14 protein-coding genes are annotated in these 18,092 nt (G+C 70.9%); 10 read left to right on the forward strand and 4 right to left on the reverse strand.

What is annotated here, in order from left to right; all coding sequences use genetic code 11:
• The first annotated feature begins 1 nt into the window (after position 1).
• A complete protein-coding gene (locus ACZ60E_RS06540) occupies positions 2 to 1,219 on the forward strand; it encodes an anhydro-N-acetylmuramic acid kinase (protein ID WP_469438782.1) in 1,218 nt (405 codons plus the stop codon).
• A gap of 54 nt (positions 1,220 to 1,273) precedes the next feature.
• Complete coding sequence (locus ACZ60E_RS06545; protein ID WP_469438783.1) at positions 1,274 to 2,236, forward strand: DUF2510 domain-containing protein; 963 nt, start codon at positions 1,274 to 1,276, stop codon at positions 2,234 to 2,236.
• Positions 2,237 to 2,360: 124 nt separating this feature from the next.
• Here the strand turns inward: ACZ60E_RS06545 and ACZ60E_RS06550 are convergent, their stop codons facing one another.
• On the reverse strand, positions 2,361 to 3,020 hold the full coding sequence (locus ACZ60E_RS06550; RefSeq protein WP_469438784.1) for a TetR/AcrR family transcriptional regulator: 660 nt from the start codon (positions 3,018 to 3,020) through the stop codon (positions 2,361 to 2,363).
• Between the two features lie 193 nt (positions 3,021 to 3,213).
• Between ACZ60E_RS06550 and ACZ60E_RS06555 the strand changes: the two genes are divergently transcribed.
• A complete protein-coding gene (locus tag ACZ60E_RS06555; protein ID WP_469438785.1) occupies positions 3,214 to 4,083 on the forward strand; it encodes a phosphatase PAP2 family protein in 870 nt (289 codons plus the stop codon).
• Positions 4,080 to 5,051: a DMT family transporter gene (locus ACZ60E_RS06560; protein ID WP_384807242.1), complete on the forward strand. Its 972-nt coding sequence runs from the start codon at positions 4,080 to 4,082 to the stop codon at positions 5,049 to 5,051. Before ACZ60E_RS06555 ends, ACZ60E_RS06560 begins: the two co-directional genes overlap by 4 nt.
• 87 nt (positions 5,052 to 5,138) lie before the next feature.
• Here the strand turns inward: ACZ60E_RS06560 and ACZ60E_RS06565 are convergent, their stop codons facing one another.
• The 3 genes from ACZ60E_RS06565 to ACZ60E_RS06575 all read right to left on the reverse strand — a co-directional run bounded on the left by ACZ60E_RS06565 (position 5,139) and on the right by ACZ60E_RS06575 (position 10,375).
• Positions 5,139 to 5,945: an LURP-one-related family protein gene (locus ACZ60E_RS06565; RefSeq protein WP_469438786.1), complete on the reverse strand. Its 807-nt coding sequence runs from the start codon at positions 5,943 to 5,945 to the stop codon at positions 5,139 to 5,141.
• A gap of 103 nt (positions 5,946 to 6,048) precedes the next feature.
• The gene (locus ACZ60E_RS06570; RefSeq protein WP_469438787.1) at positions 6,049 to 8,100 is read right to left on the reverse strand and encodes a phosphocholine-specific phospholipase C; all 2,052 of its coding nucleotides are present in this window, start codon (positions 8,098 to 8,100) and stop codon (positions 6,049 to 6,051) included.
• 199 nt (positions 8,101 to 8,299) lie between these two features.
• The gene (locus ACZ60E_RS06575; protein ID WP_469438788.1) at positions 8,300 to 10,375 is read right to left on the reverse strand and encodes a carbohydrate-binding protein; all 2,076 of its coding nucleotides are present in this window, start codon (positions 10,373 to 10,375) and stop codon (positions 8,300 to 8,302) included.
• A 114-nt stretch (positions 10,376 to 10,489) separates the two neighbouring features.
• Here ACZ60E_RS06575 and ACZ60E_RS06580 point away from each other — a divergent pair, with 114 nt between their 5' ends.
• From ACZ60E_RS06580 to ACZ60E_RS06605, 6 genes are all read left to right on the forward strand, one after another.
• Positions 10,490 to 11,452, forward strand: a complete 963-nt coding sequence (locus ACZ60E_RS06580; RefSeq protein ID WP_469438789.1) for a carbohydrate ABC transporter permease — start codon at positions 10,490 to 10,492, stop codon at positions 11,450 to 11,452.
• Positions 11,453 to 11,463: 11 nt separating this feature from the next.
• Positions 11,464 to 12,405, forward strand: a complete 942-nt coding sequence (locus tag ACZ60E_RS06585; RefSeq protein ID WP_384807233.1) for a carbohydrate ABC transporter permease — start codon at positions 11,464 to 11,466, stop codon at positions 12,403 to 12,405.
• A gap of 88 nt (positions 12,406 to 12,493) precedes the next feature.
• Entirely contained in the window at positions 12,494 to 13,846 is a 1,353-nt protein-coding gene (locus ACZ60E_RS06590; RefSeq protein WP_469438790.1) for an ABC transporter substrate-binding protein, read from the forward strand.
• Between the two features lie 80 nt (positions 13,847 to 13,926).
• The gene (locus tag ACZ60E_RS06595) at positions 13,927 to 15,426 is read left to right on the forward strand and encodes a glycoside hydrolase family 36 protein (protein WP_469438791.1); all 1,500 of its coding nucleotides are present in this window, start codon (positions 13,927 to 13,929) and stop codon (positions 15,424 to 15,426) included.
• A 104-nt stretch (positions 15,427 to 15,530) separates the two neighbouring features.
• Positions 15,531 to 16,715 (forward strand): ROK family protein, encoded by a 1,185-nt coding sequence (locus ACZ60E_RS06600; protein ID WP_453793269.1) that lies wholly within the window; start codon positions 15,531 to 15,533, stop codon positions 16,713 to 16,715.
• 75 nt (positions 16,716 to 16,790) lie between these two features.
• Positions 16,791 to 18,068: a Gfo/Idh/MocA family protein gene (locus ACZ60E_RS06605; RefSeq protein ID WP_469438792.1), complete on the forward strand. Its 1,278-nt coding sequence runs from the start codon at positions 16,791 to 16,793 to the stop codon at positions 18,066 to 18,068.
• The last annotated feature ends 24 nt before the right edge of the window (positions 18,069 to 18,092 follow it).

An 18,092-nucleotide genomic window follows, 5' to 3' on the forward strand; every position in this document is an offset into this window, starting at 1 on the left:
GGTGCGGGTGATCGGTCTGATGTCCGGCACGTCGTACGACGCCATCGACGCGGCGGCGGCCGACCTGCGCCTCGACGGGCCGGACCTGGTGCTGACGCCGCTGGGGACGGTGACGGGGGCGTACGAGCCCGGTCTGCGCGAAGCCCTCGCGGCGGCGCTGCCCCCGGCGGCCACCACCCTCGCCGAGGTGTGCCGGCTGGACACCCTCATCGGGCAGGCCTTCGCCGCCGCGGCGGTCCGCGCCCAGCACGAACTGTGCGACGGGCGGGCCGAGTTGATCGCCTCGCACGGCCAGACCGTCTTCCACTGGACCGACGGGGGCCAGGTGCGGGGCACCCTTCAGATCGGGCAGCCCGCCTGGATCGCGGAGGCGACCGGGCTCCCCGTGGTGGCCGACTTCCGGCCGCGCGACATCGCCGCGGGCGGTCAGGGCGCGCCACTGGTGAGCCTGGTCGACCTCATGTGGCTGCGCGGCAGGCCGGGCACGCCGGTCGCGCTGAACCTCGGCGGCATCGCCAACCTCACCGCGCCCGACGGCACCGCGTTCGACACGGGCCCCGCGGGCGCACTGATCGACGCGGCGGTACGTCGTTCCACCGGCCGCGCCTTCGACGCCGACGGGGCGCTGGCGGCCCGCGGCACCGTGCACGAGCCGCTGCTGCGGCGTCTGCTCGACGAGCCGTACTACGCGCGGCCCGCGCCGAAGACGACCGGCAAGGAGCTGTTCCACGAGGGCTATCTGCTCGCGGCGCTCGCGGACGTCGCCTCGACCGCGGAGGGCGTGACGCCAGCCGACGAGGACGTGATCGCGACCCTCACCCGGCTCACCGCCCGGACGGTGGCGGACGCCGTCCACGGCCTGGACACCACCGGGTCCGCCCACTCCCCCGGGTCGCCGCGCGCCGGGTCCCCCCACGCCACCGAGGTGATCGTGTCGGGTGGCGGGACCCGCAATCCCGTCCTCATGGCGATGCTGGGCGAGGAACTGGCGGGAGTGCCGCTCCGCCTCTCCGACGGTCTCGGTCTGCCCGCGGCGGCCAAGGAGGCGTACGCCTTCGCCGTGCTGGGGTTCCTGACGGCGCACGGGCTGCCGGGCACCGATCCGCGGAGCACCGGCGCCCGGCACGCCGGCGTACTCGGCTCGCTCACCCCCGGGCGGAACGGCTTTCCGCGGCTCCGCGGGGACGCGGAACAGCCGGTGCGCCTGGTGCTGGAGTGACCTGAAACGGGGTCCTCTCATACGGCTTTCACCCGCACCTCATACGGTGGGGCCATGACGCAGGCGACTCCCCCCGGCTGGTATCCCGACCCCGGGCAGACAAGTGACGGTCCCGCCACGCAACGCTGGTGGGACGGCAGTACATGGACGGACCAGACCCGCCCCGCGGAGTCGGCCGCCGCATGGGGTCCTCCGGCGTACCCGCCGGGCACCCCGTACGGGGGCGCGAAGCCGGGCGGGCCCCGGCGCCGGGTGCGTACGGCGATAGCCGTGGCCGCCGCCATAGCGGTGCTCGCGGGCATCGGCGGCGGTGTGTACGCGCTCACCGCGGACGACGGTACGGACAACCCCGAGCAGAGCAGCGCCCGGCCCACGCCGACGCTGCCGGGCGGTCCGCAGGGCCAGGACGGCGGTGGCCAGGGCGGTCCCGGCGGCCAGGACGGCGGCGAGAGCGGGGTCCCGCAGCCGCAGCAGTCCGAGGACGGCTTCGCCGCCGACCCGGTCAACGGCATCAGCCTCCCCGTGCCCGACGACTGGAGCGGTTCGACCATCCAGGTGGGCGCCCAGGTGACGTCCAAGGACTCCTACAAGTGCCCGGGCGACACCTCGGCCACCTGCACGCGCGGCGGCGCCTACTCCGCCCCCGCGCTCGCCCTGGAGCTCAAGGCCACCACCGTGGAGGCCGCGGCCAAGGAGGACATCTCCAAGAACGCCGAGGAGTCCTACGGCGGCAAGAGCTACGGCAAGATCACCTCGCACGAGGAGCTCTCCTCGAAGGCCGTCACCGTGGCGGGGCAGAAGGGCTACGCGGTCCGCTGGAAGGTCATCACCAGCAAGGGCGCCGACGGCTACGTCGAGTCGCTGGTCTTCCCGGCGCCCGCCAACGCCAAGCAGCTCGTCGTCGTGCGCTTCGGCATCGACGTCGGCTCCGACGCGCCCAAGCAGTCCGTGATCGACGACATCACCAAGGGCATCAAGGAGTCCGCGGGCGGCGGCGGCAACGGCCAGGACGTCTAGGACGTCACCCCGGGCACGCCCCGGGGAACCGGTCGGCCGGGTGGAGCGCCTCTCCGCTCAAGAGGAACCCCACCCGGCCGGGGGGTGCGCGCCGCCCCCGTCCCCACGGTGCGGCGCGATCAGGTCACCGTCCAGTCATCCCTTGGACGGCGGCCTGAGTTCTAAGGGGGTCGGCGAGCCCCAGGGCGGGCAGCAGGGCCACCTCCACATAGCGCAGCAGATACTCCGCGTCCGCGGGCCGCCCTTCGAGGATGGGCCTGACCCGGAGCACACCGAGCAGCTGCGCGGGCACGAACTCCAGCACCGGATGGTCGGCGGTGACCTCTCCCCGCTCGACCGCGCGCCCGATCATGGCCCGCAGCGCGTCCAGTTCGGGTTCGACGAGGGCGTCGCGCAGCGCGCGCTTCAGTTCCTGGTCCTGCATCACGGACTGGCCGAGCGCCTGCATGAGCCGGGTGTCCTCGTCGGACCGCTCGCCCGCCGTACGGGCGACGGCGCGCAGGTCACCGGCGAGCGAGCCGGTGTCGATCCCGATGAACTTGGGGCAGTGGTTGGCGCGCAGCGCGGCGGCCACGAACTGCGGCTTCGTCTTCCACTGGCGGTAGAGCGTGGACTTGCTGCACCGGGTGCTGGCGGCCACGCCTTCCATGGTCAGCGCGTCGTAGCCGCATTCGCGGACCTGGTCGAGAACGGCGTCGAAGAACTCCTGCTCACGCTCCGGCGTGATCTTGGAGCGGCGCGAGGCGGCGACCGTCTCCGGTCCCTCCGCTGCCTGCGACGTCATGGCTCTTCTCCTCGCTCGTCCCCGGGCCCGTCCCGGCAGCCTATCGATACGCCAGTGTACCGGAACGACTTCGTATCGGTACACTGGCGTATCGATGAGCCTTGGACAGGACCCACCCCTGTGTCGAGTGGATCCCCTCCTGGGCTCACCACGCATCAGCATCGTTGAGACCGTCAAGCAAAGGGGCCGGGGGATGGAACTCCCAACCGAGCCTGCACAGAAGGGATCCGCCGCGATATCGCGGCCACCCCTTGTCCGTGAGGTCCTGCTCGTCGCGGGGCTCTTCCTCGTCTACAAACTCGGCCGTCAGCTGGCCACCGGCCACACCGCCGAGGCCTTCGGCAACGCCCACCGCGTGTGGGACCTCGAACGGTTCCTCCACCTGCCCGGCGAGGGCTCCGTGCAGTCCGCCGTACTGCACGGCGACACGCTCGTCCACCTCGTCAACACCTATTACGCGACAGTGCACTTCCCCGCCACGGCGGCCTTCCTGGTGTGGCTGTATCTGCGCCGTCCGGGGCACTACACGTGGGCCCGCCGGGTCCTCGCCGCGGTCACCGCCGCGGCGCTGGTGGTGCATCTCACATTCCCGCTCGCACCGCCGCGGATGCTCGCCGCGACGGGCCTCGTGGACACCGGCCAGGTGTACGGGCCCACGGTGTACGGCGCCTCCCCCGAGACCGACTCCCTCTCGAACCAGTTCGCGGCGATGCCGTCGCTGCACTTCGGCTGGGCCCTGATGGTCGCGATCGGCCTGATCGCCGCGACCCGCTCCCGGTGGCGGTGGCTGTGGCTGCTGCACCCGCTGCTGACCCTGCTGGTGATCGTCGGGACGGCGAACCACTACTGGCTGGACGCGATCGTGGCCGCCGCCCTCCTCGGGATCGTCCTCGCCATCGTCCGCCCGCCCCGCAGGGCACCGGCCGCCGCCGGGTCCGGCCCGGCGGCCGAGGGCGCCGAGGACACAGGGGACGCCGGCAGGCCCGTACCGCATGCGGCCGGTGGGCAGGACGCCCCCGGCGGCGTACCGGAAGCGCCCGCGCTCGTGGGAGCGCGGCGATGAGCGCGACCCTTCTCGCCGTCGTCCTGTCGCTGTTCTCCGCCGTCGCCTACGCGGGCGCCGCGGTGGCACAGGAGAGGCTGGCCGCCCGGAGCACGGACTCCGGCGTACTGCGTCTGCTGGGCCGCGGTGCGTGGTGGTGGTCGGTCGGTCTCAACGCCGGGGCCGCGCTCCTGCACGTGGCCGCCCTGAAGTACGGAACGCTCACCCTCGTCCAGCCGCTCGGCGCGCTCACGCTCGTCGCCGCGGTGCCGCTGGGCGCGCGGCTGGCGGGCCGGCGGGTCACCCCGGTCGAGTGGCGCGGTACGGCGCTGACGCTGATCGGGCTCTCCGCGGTGCTCGTGACGGCGTCCGGGCCCGCGCCCGACGACGTGCTGAGCCTTCCGCAGGCGCTGGCCGTGACGGGTGCCACCGCTACCGTCATCGGCGTCCTGGCCCGGCCGGGCGCCCGCCCCGGGCTCCGGCACGCGTCCGCGTCCGGCTTCGCCTCGGGCGTCGCCTCGGCGCTCACCCAGACCGTCACCGTCGCCGCCACCGACCGCACGGGTCCGCTGTTCAGCGGGCAGGTGATCGTGGTGGCCCTGCTGGTCGCGGCCTTCGCCGCGGGCGGCCTGCTGCTGTCGCAGACCGCCTACAAGGGCGGGCTCGGCGCACCGCTGGCCGTGGTGACGCTCGCCAATCCGATCGCCGCCGTGGTCATCGGCCTGACGCTGCTCGGCGAGCAGTTGCAGGGCGGGGCGGCGGGGCTGCTCCTCGCGGGGGCCGGTGCCGCGGTCGCGGCCTGGGGTGTGGTGACGCTGTCGCGTTCCACTCGGGACCCGGTGCCGGTGCCTCCGACGGTGGTGGTGGAGGCAGAGGAGGAGGAACAGCATCCGGTGGCGGCGGTCCTCGCGCTGGAGCCCGACTCGGCCGCGTACGAACCCTCGATGCTGCCTCGGCAGCCGAAGCCGGGGCATCTCACCTCGCTGTGACGCCCCGCGCGCGGGCAGCGGACACAGGAAGGGCGACCACGGATGTCCGCGGTCGCCCTTCGTCCGTTAACCGGTCCGGACCGGCGGTCACCCGAACCCGCGCGAGTCCTGCTTGAGCGCCGTGTCGACCGTCAGCGCCGTCGCTATCACGAGGCTCAGCAGCGGCTCGGGCAGCTGGAAGTGGATCTGCAGGACGTAGTTGTCCGCAGTGGTGAACATCGTCTTCGCGAGGCCTTCCCAGGTCTTGGTGATCCGGGCGACCTCGGTGTCGGAGTGGTCGACGATCGCGAAGTTCCACGCACGCCAGTTCTCGGCCTTGATCGCGCCGATCTGCTGCCCGTCGACCTTGATCGCGAAGTTGATCTTCCCGAACATGTTCTGCTGGGCGATCTCGCCGACCGGCGTACCGTCCGCACGCGCCACGAGCACCCGGGACTTCAGGAACTTGCGCGGCCGGGTCAGCAGCAACTGCGGCCGGCCGTACGCGTCACGGATCTCCAGCTTGTGCGTCATGAACTGGTCGAGGCTGGAGACGAAGCGCAGCACCTTCTTCAGCGCGCTCTGGCCGACCTGTACGACCGAGCCGAGCTGGTTGCCCTGCTGGTCCATGACCTTGTACTCGTTGGTCAGCTCGATCAGCTTGGCCTTCTGGTTCACCACCAGGACCGGCTCGGTGAACAGGGTGCCGGCGCCGGCCGCGTTCGGCGCGACACCGGCCTGCTGATGCACCTGCTTCTGGACGCGCGGGTCGGCGCCCGCCGGCGGCTGCTGCGCCTGCCCCTGGTTCTGGTTGGTGTGCTCGGTCCACTGGGTTCCGTCCCAGTACCGCAGGGTCTGGGGCGCACCCTGCGGATCCGGATACCAGCCTGCAACTGTGTTCGAATGCGTGGTCACCGGGGCACACTATCCCGACCCCGCAGGTACATGACCAGTCCGGTCCCGCGTGACCAATACGGCCCTGCGGGACCAGACGGGGCCAGAACAGCCGATGTGCCGCCTAGGCCGACGCGATCGCCGGGTCGCTGACGCCCACCCGGCCGTTCTCGACGTGCCCGGCGAACCGGCGCAGGAACGAGGCGTCCGCGTCGGAGACGACGGTGAGGTCGTACCAGCGCCTGCTCTCCCGCAGGTCCACGGTGTGCTTCACGGTCGCGCCGTGCCGCACCTTGAACGACCTGGGCCTGCCGCCGTAGCCGTCGGTGAGCTTCAGGGTCACCGTGCGGGCGCCCTTGTTGGTGAGGGTCAGCTCGATGTCGTCGCCGTCGTGGCGGGCGGTGACCTCGGGTCCGGCGGTCGTGCCGGGCCCCTTGAAGACGCGGACGAAACCGTTGGGCCCGTGGACGGTCAGGTCGTACGAGCCGTTCGAGTACGCGGAGTTCCAGGTGTCCGAGACGCTCTTGCCCGCCTCGGTGGTGTACGTCCAGGGGCCGTCGGTGCGGTTCCCGGAGGTCACGTGGAAGGAGGCGCCGGCCTTCTTGCCCGAGGCGAAGGCCAGCGTGAACTTCCCGGCCTTCGCGTCCGCCGAGCCGTCGATCCAGGGCGCGTACCGCAGGGGGCGGGCGAGCCGCAGACCGCGCTCCTGCCGGGGCAGCTTCGGGTCGGCGGGCGGGGTGGGCCTGTAGTCCGGGTGCCGGTCCTTGTCCTGCGGCTCGTACGCGTCGGTGTCCGGGAGGCGGGCCGGCTTGCTGTCCTTGCGGGAGAAGTCGAACGCGGCGGTCAGGTCGCCGCAGACGGCCCGGCGCCAGGGCGAGATGTTGGGCTCCTCGACCCCGAAGCGGCGCTCCAGGAAGCGGACGATCGAGGTGTGGTCGAGGGTCTCGGAGCAGACGTAACCGCCCTTGCTCCAGGGCGAGACGACGAGCATGGGTACGCGCGGGCCGAGGCCGTAGGGTCCCGCGACGTACTTCGAGCTGCCCGCGAAGAGGTCCGGGCCGACGTCGACGGTGGACTTGCCCTGGTCGGCGGAGCGCGGCGGCAGCGGCGGCACGAGGTGGTCGAAGAAGCCGTCGTTCTCGTCGTACGTGATGAACAGGGCCGTCTTCGCCCAGACCTTCGGGTCGGCGGTGAGTGCCTCCAGGACCTGGGAGATGTACCAGGCGCCGTAGTTGGAGGGCCAGTTGGAGTGCTCGGAGAACGCCTCGGGGGCGGCGATCCAGGAGACCTGCGGCAGCGTGCCGCCCACGACGTCGGCGCGCAGCCGGTCGAAGTAGCCCTCGCCCTTGCGGGCGTCGGTGCCGGTGCGGGCCTTGTCGTAGAGCGGGTCGCCGGCCTTGGCGTTGCGGTACTTGTTGAAGTAGAGGAGCGAGTTGTCGCCGTAGTTGCCGCGGTAGGCGTCCGAGATCCAGCCCCAGGAGCCGGCCGCGTCGAGGCCGTTGCCGATGTCCTGGTAGACCTTCCAGGAGATCCCGGCCTCCTCCAGGCGCTCGGGGTAGGTCGTCCAGTCGTAGCCCAGCTCGTCGTTGCCGAGGACCGGGCCGCCGCCCTTGCCGTCGTTGCCGGTGAAGCCCGTCCACATGTAGTAGCGGTTCGGGTCGGTGGAGCCGATGAACGAGCAGTGGTACGCGTCGCAGACCGTGAAGGTGTCGGCGAGCGCGTAGTGGAACGGGATGTCCTCGCGGGTCAGGTACGCCATGGTCGTGGCGCCCTTCGCGGGGACCCACTTGTCGTACTTGCCCCCGTTGTAGGCGGCGTGCCCGTCGGGCCAGCTGTGCGGCAGGCCCTCAAGGAACTGCATACCGAGGTCGTCGGCCTCCGGGTGGAAGGGCAGGAGGTCCTTCGTGCCGTCGGACTGGTGCCAGACGGACTTACCGTTGTCGAGCGCGACCGGGTGCGGGTCGCCGAAACCGCGGACACCCCTGAGCGCACCGAAGTAGTGATCGAAGGAACGGTTCTCCTGCATGAGGACGACCACGTGCTCGACATCCTCGATGGTGCCGCGGTGGTAGCCCGCGGGGATCGAGGCGGCCTTGGCGATGCTCTCCGACAGCGCGGTGAACGCCGCGGTACCGCCCGCGAGCTGCAGGAAACGGCGCCGATTCACTTCGGTCATGACTGGGTGACCTCTCGTCCTGACGTGTACGGGGGCGACTGACGGACGGACCTGCGCATGCCGGAACCTGCGCTATCGGAGTGTTCCAAGAGCAACAAACGTCAGGGAAGGGGCGCGTGGCGTCTGTGTGAAAGACGGCGGTACGTGAGGTGCCGGCCGAAGCACGCGGGCTTCGGCCGGCACCGGCGGTACGGGACCGTCAGCTCACGGTGATGCGGTCGATGTCGGGTGCCCAGCCCGAACCGTTGGCGACGGTTATGCGGTTGCCCGTCCCGGCGTTCAGGTCCAGGGTCACCGTGCTCGCCCCGGTGGTGGCCCAGTCCGCCGTCGGCGGGAAGGAGACGGTCTTCGGCGTACCCCCGCCGGCCTGCACGGTGGCCGAGCGGGACTCCGCGCTCGCGTAGTGGACGGTGACCGTCCTGGTGCCGCCGCTGCCTCCGTCGACGTCGTTGAAGGTGAGGGCGGCGCCGTTGCCGACGTACCCGACCTTCGAGCCGCCGGAGCAGCCGGTGCAGTCGGCCGTCCGGGCCGTGCCCGTGAGGGTGTTTCCGGATGCCTCCGCCTCGTAGCTGCGCGGGGTGCCGCTTGCGGAGCCCACCGTCATGGCGCCCAGACCGAGCCAGCCGTCGGCGTTCTGGCCGGTGTTGGCGAAGCGCAGCTTCTTGGCGCTCGCGCTCACGTCCTCCAGGGGGTTCCTGGCCTTCATCACCAGCTGGTAGGAGCCGGCCGTGACACCGGAGAGGTCGACGGACGTGTCGAAGTACTGGGGGTGGCCGTAGTCGAGGTGGGTGGGGTCGGCGCCCACGCCCCAGTCGGGGAAGGCGCGGATCTTCACGGGCATGACCTTGCGCAGGTCCCAGGGTGTCGCCCAGCTCTTCACGACGTTGCCGGACGCGTCCTTGAGGCCGAGGCTGACCGTCCAGGGGTAGTAGAACGGCGCCACCCCGTTGTTGGTGAGCCGCACACCCACCTTGGTGGTGCCCTGCGCGGTGTCCTGGAAGTAGGCGTGGTCGGCGGTGAGGTCGTAGCCCATCTGCCGGACGGCGGCGCCCACCTTGGCGTTGCCGGGGTCGTAGCCGGCGCTTCCCTCGTTGATCTTCCAGGTGGTGTGGTCCAGCTCCAGGCACGCCTTCATGTCGTCGACGGCGCCGGAACCGCCGGGCCAGTTGTCGAAGGCGGTGGACTGGATCTCGGGGCGTACCTCGCCGCCCATGGAGGCCGTGGTCCACCGGTTCTCCACGCCCTGGTCGAGGGCCTTCTGCAGCTGGGAGTAGGACGCGCCGCCCATCGAGACGGGCAGGGTGACACCGGCCGGCGGCGAGCCCTCGCGGAAGCAGAAGGAGTCGTCGTGATAGCCCACGGTGGGCAGGCTGTTGGCCGCGGCGCCCCCGGACTCCGGGTACCGGACCTCCAGTTTGGTGCGGGTGAAGGCGGCGGCGTACGCGCGGATGAGCTCGGCGCCGTGCGCGTCCGTGGGCATGAGGTTCGGGTACGAGTCGCCCGAGGTGTCGGTGTCGTACGGCCAGGTGTGCCACTCGCCCCAGAGGCCGACAAGACCCAGGTGGATGAACCCGATCCGCGGGTCGTTGTCGTAGCGGGCGCCGAACGCGGCGATGAAGTCCTTGAGCGCGTCCAGCAGATAGGCGCTGTCGTAGTCGGGGCTGGTGGTGTTCCAGTACGCGTTGGTGCGGTTGGCGACGTGCCCGGCGAAGCACGGCGGGACGGCGTTCGCCGGATGGGTGCCCGAACCGCCCGGGTACTCGATGTAGAAGCGCACGGCGGCCTGGTTGCCGTAGGAGGCGGTTTCGCCGAGCGCGTCGTCCAGGACGTCCCAGTCGTAGTGCCCGCAGTCCGAGGAGTCGTTCATGACCTCGGAGAGTCCGAAGTAGCTCCAGGTCAGTGAGTGCGGATAGCCGGTGTTCTGGTTGCCGCCCGGCTGGTAGAAGCGGGCGAAACCCTTGAGCGGGTTGTCCAGCGGCGCGTCGGCGCGGGTGAGGGCGTGGGCCGTGAGCGAGGGGTCGGGCGCCGGGCCCGGGGACGGGCGGGCCGGGGCCCCTTGCGCGGTGGCCGCGGAGGCCGCGGTGGCCGTCGAGGGGGTCGCGGGGACAGTCGCCGACGGGTCGGCGGGAGCCGCGTAGGAACCGCTCGGGAGGGCCGCCAGAGCGAGGGCCAGAGCGGTGGAACAGAGCGCGGCCACGACATTTCTGCCGCGTCGCTGCGCGAAGGTGCGCACGGGATCGACCTCCGGTATCGGGTGGTGACCGGGTGGGGACATGCCGCCGGATTCTTTATGAGTCAGCATTGACAAACTTTCGCTGTTGCTCATCAATATGTGACCACGGTGCCGAACTGACAAGAGGTGCGGCGCAGATCTCTTCGAAGGGGAACCATGGGCGCCGACACCGCAGTTGCGCCGCCGCAGAAGAGCGCCGGTGCCGATCCGGACGGTTCGGGTACGGCCCGTACGAAGGGCGGAGCACGCCAAAAGCGCGACGACCGCAAGGCCGCCTGGCTGTTCCTGGCGCCCGCACTGACCGGGTTCGCGCTGTTCTACGCGTATCCGACCCTGCGCGGCATCTACTACTCGCTCACCGACTACAACCTGCTCACCGATCCGGCCTTCGCCGGAGTGGACAACTACCGGCACCTCATCGGCGACGAGCAGTTCTTCAACGCGCTCAAGGTCACCGGCTACTACGTCGTCCTCAACATCGGCGCCCAGACCGTGCTGGGGCTGCTCCTCGCGACGCTCATGCACCGGCTGACCCGGTCGGTGGCCCTGCGGGCGATCCTGCTGGTGCCCTGGCTGGTGCCCAACGTCACCGTCGGCCTGCTGTGGATGTGGATGCTCGACGCCAACCTCGGCTTCGTCAACCACCTCCTCGAAGCCCTCGGCGTCGGCGCCACCGGCTTCTTCACCTCGCCCACCTGGGCGATGCCGACCGTGGCCGGGGTCAACACCTGGGCGTACAGCGGTTACACGGCCCTGCTGCTCTACGCGGGGATGCTCCAGGTCCCCCATCACCTGTACGAGAGCGCCTCGTTGGACGGCGCCGGCGAGTGGCGCATGTTCACCAGGATCACGCTGCCGCTGCTGCGGCCCGTCCTCGCCCTCGTGCTGGTGGTGTCGCTGATCGGCTCGTTCCAGATCTTCGACACGGTCGCGGTGACCACCAAGGGCGGCCCGGTCAGCGCGACCCGGGTCATCTACTTCTACATCTACGAGCAGGCGTTCACGAACTTCCGGATGGGTTACGCCTCCGCCGTGGCCGTGGTGCTCGCGGTGATCCTCGGCGTGCTCACCGCGGTGCAGATGCGGCTGCTGCGTGCCTCCCGCTCCGACCTGGCCTGAGGAGGCACACCATGACCCCGACCCTGATTCCGGCCCCGGGCAAGGCCGCGGGCACGGCTCCGCGCAAGGGCGCGCGGCGCAGGATCTCGCCCGGCCGGATCGCCGCCTGGACGCTGCTCTGCGTCGCCCTGTTCGTGACCGTCTTCCCGTTCTACTGGATGATCCGCACCGCCCTGACCCCGGCGGCCGACATCTACTCCGACTCCACCGGTCTCGTCCCCGACCACCCCACGATGATCAATTTCCTGCGGGTGCTCGGGCTGACCAGCCAGGCCGAGGCGCAGGCGGCGGGCGGCTCGGGCGCGCACCTGGACTTCCTGCGCTATCTGCTCAACTCCGTCGTCTACAGCGGGCTGATCGCCGTACTGCAGACGCTGTTCTGTGCGATGGCCGGCTATGCCTTCGCACGGCTGCGCTTCCCCGGCCGGGACGCGGTCTTCGGGGTGCTGATCGCCGCGCTGATGGTGCCGCCGATCTTCACCGTGCTGCCCAACTTCGTCCTGGTGAAGAACCTCGGCTGGCTGAACACCTTCGCCGGGATGGTCGCCCCGAGCGTGCTCATGACGCCGTTCGCGGTGTTCTTCCTGCGGCAGTTCTTCCTGTCCATCCCCCGCGACGTGGAGGAGGCGGCCACCTTGGACGGCGTCGGCTCCTGGGGGGTCTTCTGGCGGATCGTGATGCCGATGAGCCGCGGCCCGCTCATCACCATCGGGCTCACCACCACGGTCTGGTCCTGGAAGGACTACCTGTGGCCGCTGCTGACGGGCCGCGAGGAGGAGACCCGCGTCCTGACCGTGGCGCTCGGCATCTTCCAGCAGCAGTCGCCCAACGCGCAGCCCGACTGGACCGGTCTGATGGCCGGCTCGGCGCTCTCCGTCCTGCCCGTCCTCGTGCTGCTGATCGTCCTCGGCCGACGCCTGGTGGAGTCGCTCAACTTCACCGGCATCAAGTGACGCCCACGCACCGACCGCACATGACACCCACTCGCCCCGTCCCCGTCCCGTCGACGTCCCTTTCCGTACCCGTCAAAGAGGTCCCGCGATGAGTTCCAAGCACCTGCGCCTCGGCGCCGCCCTGCTCTGCCTGGCCGCCACCACCACCCTCGTCTCCTGCGGCGGTTCCGGCGACGACGCCGCCGGCGGAAGGACGACCCTCGACTACTGGCTGTGGGACGACAAGCAGCTGCCCGCCTACCAGGAGTGTGCGACCGCCTTCGAGAAGGCCAACCCCGACATCACCGTCAAGATCACGCAGACCGCGTGGGCCCAGTACTGGCAGAACCTCACCACCCAGCTCACCTCCGGCGGAGCCCCGGACGTGTGGACGGACCAGGCGTCCTACTATCCGCAGTTCGCCACCAGCAACCAGCTCCTGGACCTGCAACCGCTGGTGGACCGCGACAAGGTGGACCTGTCCGCGTACCAGTCGGGGCTCGCCGACACCTGGGTCAAGGACGGCAAGCGCTACGGACTGCCCAAGGACTGGGACACCATGGCGCTGGCCTACAACACCGCTCAGCTCGAGAAGCAGGGCGTGGACGCCGCCGAACTGGGCGAACTGACCTGGAACCCCACCGACGGCGGAACGTTCGAGGAGACCATCGCCAAGGCCACCGTCGACACCGAGGGGCGCGACGGACTGGACCCCGGCTTCGACAAGAACCATGTGAAGACCTACGGGTTCCTGCCCGAGTGGGCCGACGGCTCCCAGGGCCAGAACGGCTGGGGAGACCTGGCCGTGTCCAACGGCTTCACCTATCTCGACAAGAACCCGTGGGGCACCCACTACAACTACGACGACCCCAAGCTGGCCGAGACCATCGCCTGGTTCAAGCACCTCATCGACAAGGGGTATTCACCCCGCTTCGACAAGCAGTCGTCCGTCGCCAACTCCGAACTGCTCATCGCGGGCAAGGGCGCCATCATGGTCTCCGGTTCCTGGACCATCTCCACCTTCACCGACCCCAAGGCCGGGCAGAAGTTCTCCTTCGCACCGCTGCCGACGGGCCCTGAGGGCCGCAAGAGCGCCATCAACGGGCTCTCCGACGCCATCTACGCCGGTACCGAGCACCCGGACGAGGCGTGGAAGTGGGTCAAGTTCCTCGCCTCGCCCGACTGCCAGAACCTGGTCGCCGAGAAGGCCGTCGTCTTCCCGGCGCTCAAGTCCGCGACCGCGAAGGCACTCGCCGCGCACCGGGCCAAGGGCCACGACGTCAGCGCCTTCACCGATGTGGCGGCCACCGAGGACGGCACCTTCCAGCTGCCGGTCACCGAGCACGGCACCGAGATCAACCCCCTGGTCCAGGACGCCGTCCAGTCGGCGATCCTCGGCAGGGAGAAGCCCGCCGCCGCGCTGAAGTCGGTCAACGACAAGGTCAACGGCCTTTTCAAGTAGCCGCCCCGCAGGCTGCTCACCTCTCGCTCATCCCTCTCTCCCCTCGCCCGCCCCTCCGCACTCCGGACGCAAGGAGATCCATGGCCCAGCTCGCAGACCTCGGCGGACGCACCCTCGCCCTCGAACTCGAAGGCGACACCCCGCCCCAGGTCGTCGACGGCGGACTGCTGCTCCCCCCTGGCCGTGTGGCCGTCCTGCACGGCCTCGGCGACGCGCTGTTCTACCGCCACGGGCACAACTCCTGGAGCCCCTGCGGCTGGCGTCGCCTCTCCGGCGCCCCGCTGCGCATCGAGAGCGCCGAACGCCGGCTCACCGCCGACGACACCGTGTGGGACGACCCCGCCCGTCACCACTCCTCCGCCGTCGCCGCCCTCCAGGATGCCGACGGACAGGTGCTGCTGCTGGGCGCGCTCGGCGGGGACGTCCCGCGTCTGTCGGCGGACCGGGACACGCTCGCCGGCTGGTCCGAGCGCGACGGAGCACCGTGGTTCCTCGCCCACGGCGCCGAGGAGGAGGTCTTCGCCGCCTACACCCGCCACCTCGCCGCCCGCCTCGGCCACAGCGACAAACGGGCGGGCAATGTGTGGTGCAGCTGGTACGCGTACTACGAGAACATCACCGAACAGCAGCTCACCAAGGACATCACCGCCCTGCGCGGGCTGCCCTTCGACGTCGTCCAGGTCGACGACGGCTGGGAACGGATCGTCGGCGACTGGGAGCCGAACGCGAAGTTCCCCTCCGGGATGAAGGCACTGGCCGACCGGATCACGGACGCCGGACTGCGCCCGGGACTGTGGATCGCCCCGTTCATCGTCCACCCGGAGTCCCGTACCGCCCGGGACCGCCCCGAACTGCTGCTGCGCGACGAGCGGGGCGAGCCCGTGGTGGCCGGACACAACTGGGGCACCGGCTACTTCACCCTCGACCTGACCCTGCCCGCGGCACAGGACCATCTGCGCGGGACGATCCACCGGGTGAGCCGGGAGTGGGGCTTCACCTATCTCAAGCTCGACTTCATCGGGGCCGCCACCGTCCCCGGCGTACGGGCCGGGGATCCGGGGCGCGAGGAGGCGTACCGGCTCGGGCTGCGCATCGTCCGGGAGGCGGCGGGCGAGGACGCGTACCTGCTCGGCAGTGGTGCGCCGCTGCTGCCCTCCCTCGGGCTGATCGACGGCATCCGCAGCGGGCCGGACGTCGCCCCGCTGTGGGAGCACTACGCCACCCAGGACCCGTCCGACGCACTGGCCCGCAACGCGGTCGTCAACACCCTCCACCGGCTGTGGCAGTCACCACTGCTGGAGGTCGACCCCGATGTCGTCTACTTCCGCAGCCGCCTCAACCTGCTCACCGACGAACAGCAGCGGTGGCTGCGCGACCTCGCCGACATCTGCGGCTTCCGGGCCGTCTCCGACCCGCCCGGCTGGCTGCACCCCGACGAACTGGAGGACATGAGCGCCTACTTGGCCGCACGCCCGCAGGTGCGGCGGCTGGACCGGTACCGCTTCACGCTCGACGGCCGCGAGGTCGACTTCGCACCTGCCGTCGATCCCGGGACGGAGCAGCGCTATCCCATCGCCTGACGCCCGAAGGGGGTGGCCGGCGGTTCTCCACGGCCGCGGCCCGCATTAGTAAACTGCTCAGCATTATCCAGCGGCGGGGACCCGCCCCCTTCAGGGAGCACCACATGGCGACGACCGGAACAGACCTGTCCCGGATGCGCGAGATGAACATGCTGTCCATCGTGTGGGCGCTGCGCGGCAGTCCTCCCTCGACGGTCACCGAACTCGCGGGCCGGGCCGGGCTGTCCCGGCCCGCCGTCGACGTCCTGGTGCAGTCCCTGGTCGGCGACGGCTGGGCGGAGGTCGAGGAACCGGGCGCCAGCAGTGTCGTGGGGCGCCCGGCCCGCCGCTTCCGCTTCCGCGCCGACGCCGGTCATGTGCTCGGCATCGACATCGGGGTCCACAAGATCCTCGTCATGCTGAGCGACCTGGAGGGCAACCTCGTCCACACCCTGCGCCGCCCGGTCGACCCCGAGGCGGCGCCCGGGGCACGGCTCGCGGCCGTGGACCGCGCGATCGACAAGGTGCTGCGGAGCGCCGGCATGGCACCGGCCGACATCTGGGCGGTCACCGTCGGGGTGACCGGTCCGGTCGACGCCAGCGGGCGCACCACACTGTCCACCCCGCTGCCCGGCTGGCTCACCGCCGACCCGGTCGCGCACCTCGCCGCCCGGTTCGCCTGCCCGATCCAGGTGGAGAACGACTGCAAGCTCGCCGCCGTCGCCGAGCGCTGGAAAGGGGTCGCCTCGGACGCCGACGACATCGTGTTCCTCCTCGCGGGGCTGCGCACCGGCGCGGGGCTGATCCTGGACGGGGCCCTGCGCCGCGGTCACGGCGGCGCCGCAGGGGAGATCGGCGCCCTCAAGGCCGTACGGTGGCTCAGCGCGCCCGCCCACCTCGAAACCTGCCCCGGTGTCCCGGCCACGGCGGCGCCGGGCGAGGCCGCGGCCTGGGTGTTCCAGGCGGCCCGGGAGGGCGACCGGCAGGCCAGGACCGCCGTCCGCCGCTACACCCGTGACCTCGCCGTCGGTGTCGCCGCCCTCGTCCTCGCCCTGGACCCCCAGGTCGTCGTGTACGGCGGTGGTTTCTCGCGGTCCGCCGATGTCGTCCTGGAGCCGCTGCGCCAGGAACTCACCAAACACTGCCTGCGCCTGCCGGAGTTGCGTGCCTCGACGCTCGGCGACGAGAGCGTGGCCCTGGGTGCCGTACGCCTGGCTCTCGACGAGGTCGACAGCCGGCTGCTCAGCGACGGACTGGCGGCCCCGACCGCCCCACGACGCGACACGTCCCGTAACGACGAATCCAACTGAACCGAACCGACTCGACTCGACCTGAACTGACTCGACTTGACCTGACCTGAAGCACCGAATCGAAGGGACGGGTACATGGACGACCATGCCCAGCCGGCGGACACCGAGCCACCGCACGCCGAACTGCGCGTCGGGGTGGTGGGAGTCGGCCAGCGCGCCCCCCTGGCCACCCTGGCGAACCGGCCCGGCGTCGCGCGGGTGGTGTCCTGCGCCGACCCCGACTCCCGTGGCCGCAAGGACGCGAGGCGGCTGTTCGGGCCGGACGTCACGGTGCACGAGCGGTACGAGGACATGCTCGACGACGGCCTGGACGCGGTGTTCGTCCTCACCCCCGACCATCTGCACACCGGGCCCGCGCTGTTCTTCCTCGACGCCGGGACCGCCGTGTTCGTGGAGAAACCCCTCGCGATCACCGTCGAGGACTGCGACTCCCTGCTCGCCGCCGCCTTCCGCTCCCGCACCCGGCTGTACGTCGGCCACAACCTGCGCCATCTGCCGATGCTGCGCCGGATGAGGGAGCTGATCGACAAGGGGGAGATCGGCACCGTGCGTTCCATCTGGTGCCGCCACTTCGTCGGTCACGGCGGGGACTTCTACTTCAAGGACTGGCACGCCGAACGGGCCCACACCAACGGGCTGTTGCTGCAGAAGGGCGCCCACGACCTCGATGTGATCCACTGGCTGGCCGGCGGCTACACACGGGACGTCGTCGCCCACGGCACCCTCGCCGTCTACGGTGACAATCCGCGCCGCCCCGCACGGACTCCCGTACCCGGCGGTGAGCGGATGCCCGACTGGTACGACACCGACGTCTGGCCGCCGTCGGCCCTGCGCGATCTCAACCCGGTCATCGACGTCGAAGACCTCAGCATGATGCTCGGCCGGCTGGACAACGGCGTGCTCACCAGCTACCAGCAGTGCCACTTCACCCCCGACTACTGGCGCAACTACACCGTCATCGGCGACGAGGGCCGCCTGGAGAACTTCGGCGACGGCATCGACGGCGACCCCGCCACCATCAAGGTCTGGAACAGGCGCCGGTCCGGCTACCGCCAGGACGCCGACCTCGACGTCGCCGTCCCCGCGCAGGAGGACGGTCTGCACGGCGGCGCGGACCGGGCGCTGGTCGACGAGTTCCTGCGCTTCGCCGCCACCGGAGGCCCCACCGAGACCTCCCCGGTGGCCGCCCGCGAGGCGGTGGCCTGCGCGGCGGCGGCGACGACCTCACTGCGGACGAACGGCACACCGGTCGCCGTGGCCGCACCGGCCCCGGCGCTGGTCGACTACTTCGCCCACCACCAGACCGTACGGCCGTCGCCTGCGCAGGAGACGGACGGCGGTCTTGCCTTCTGACCTGGGCGTACGGGTCTTCTGCCG

The organism is Streptomyces sp. NPDC102514, assembly GCF_055584525.1.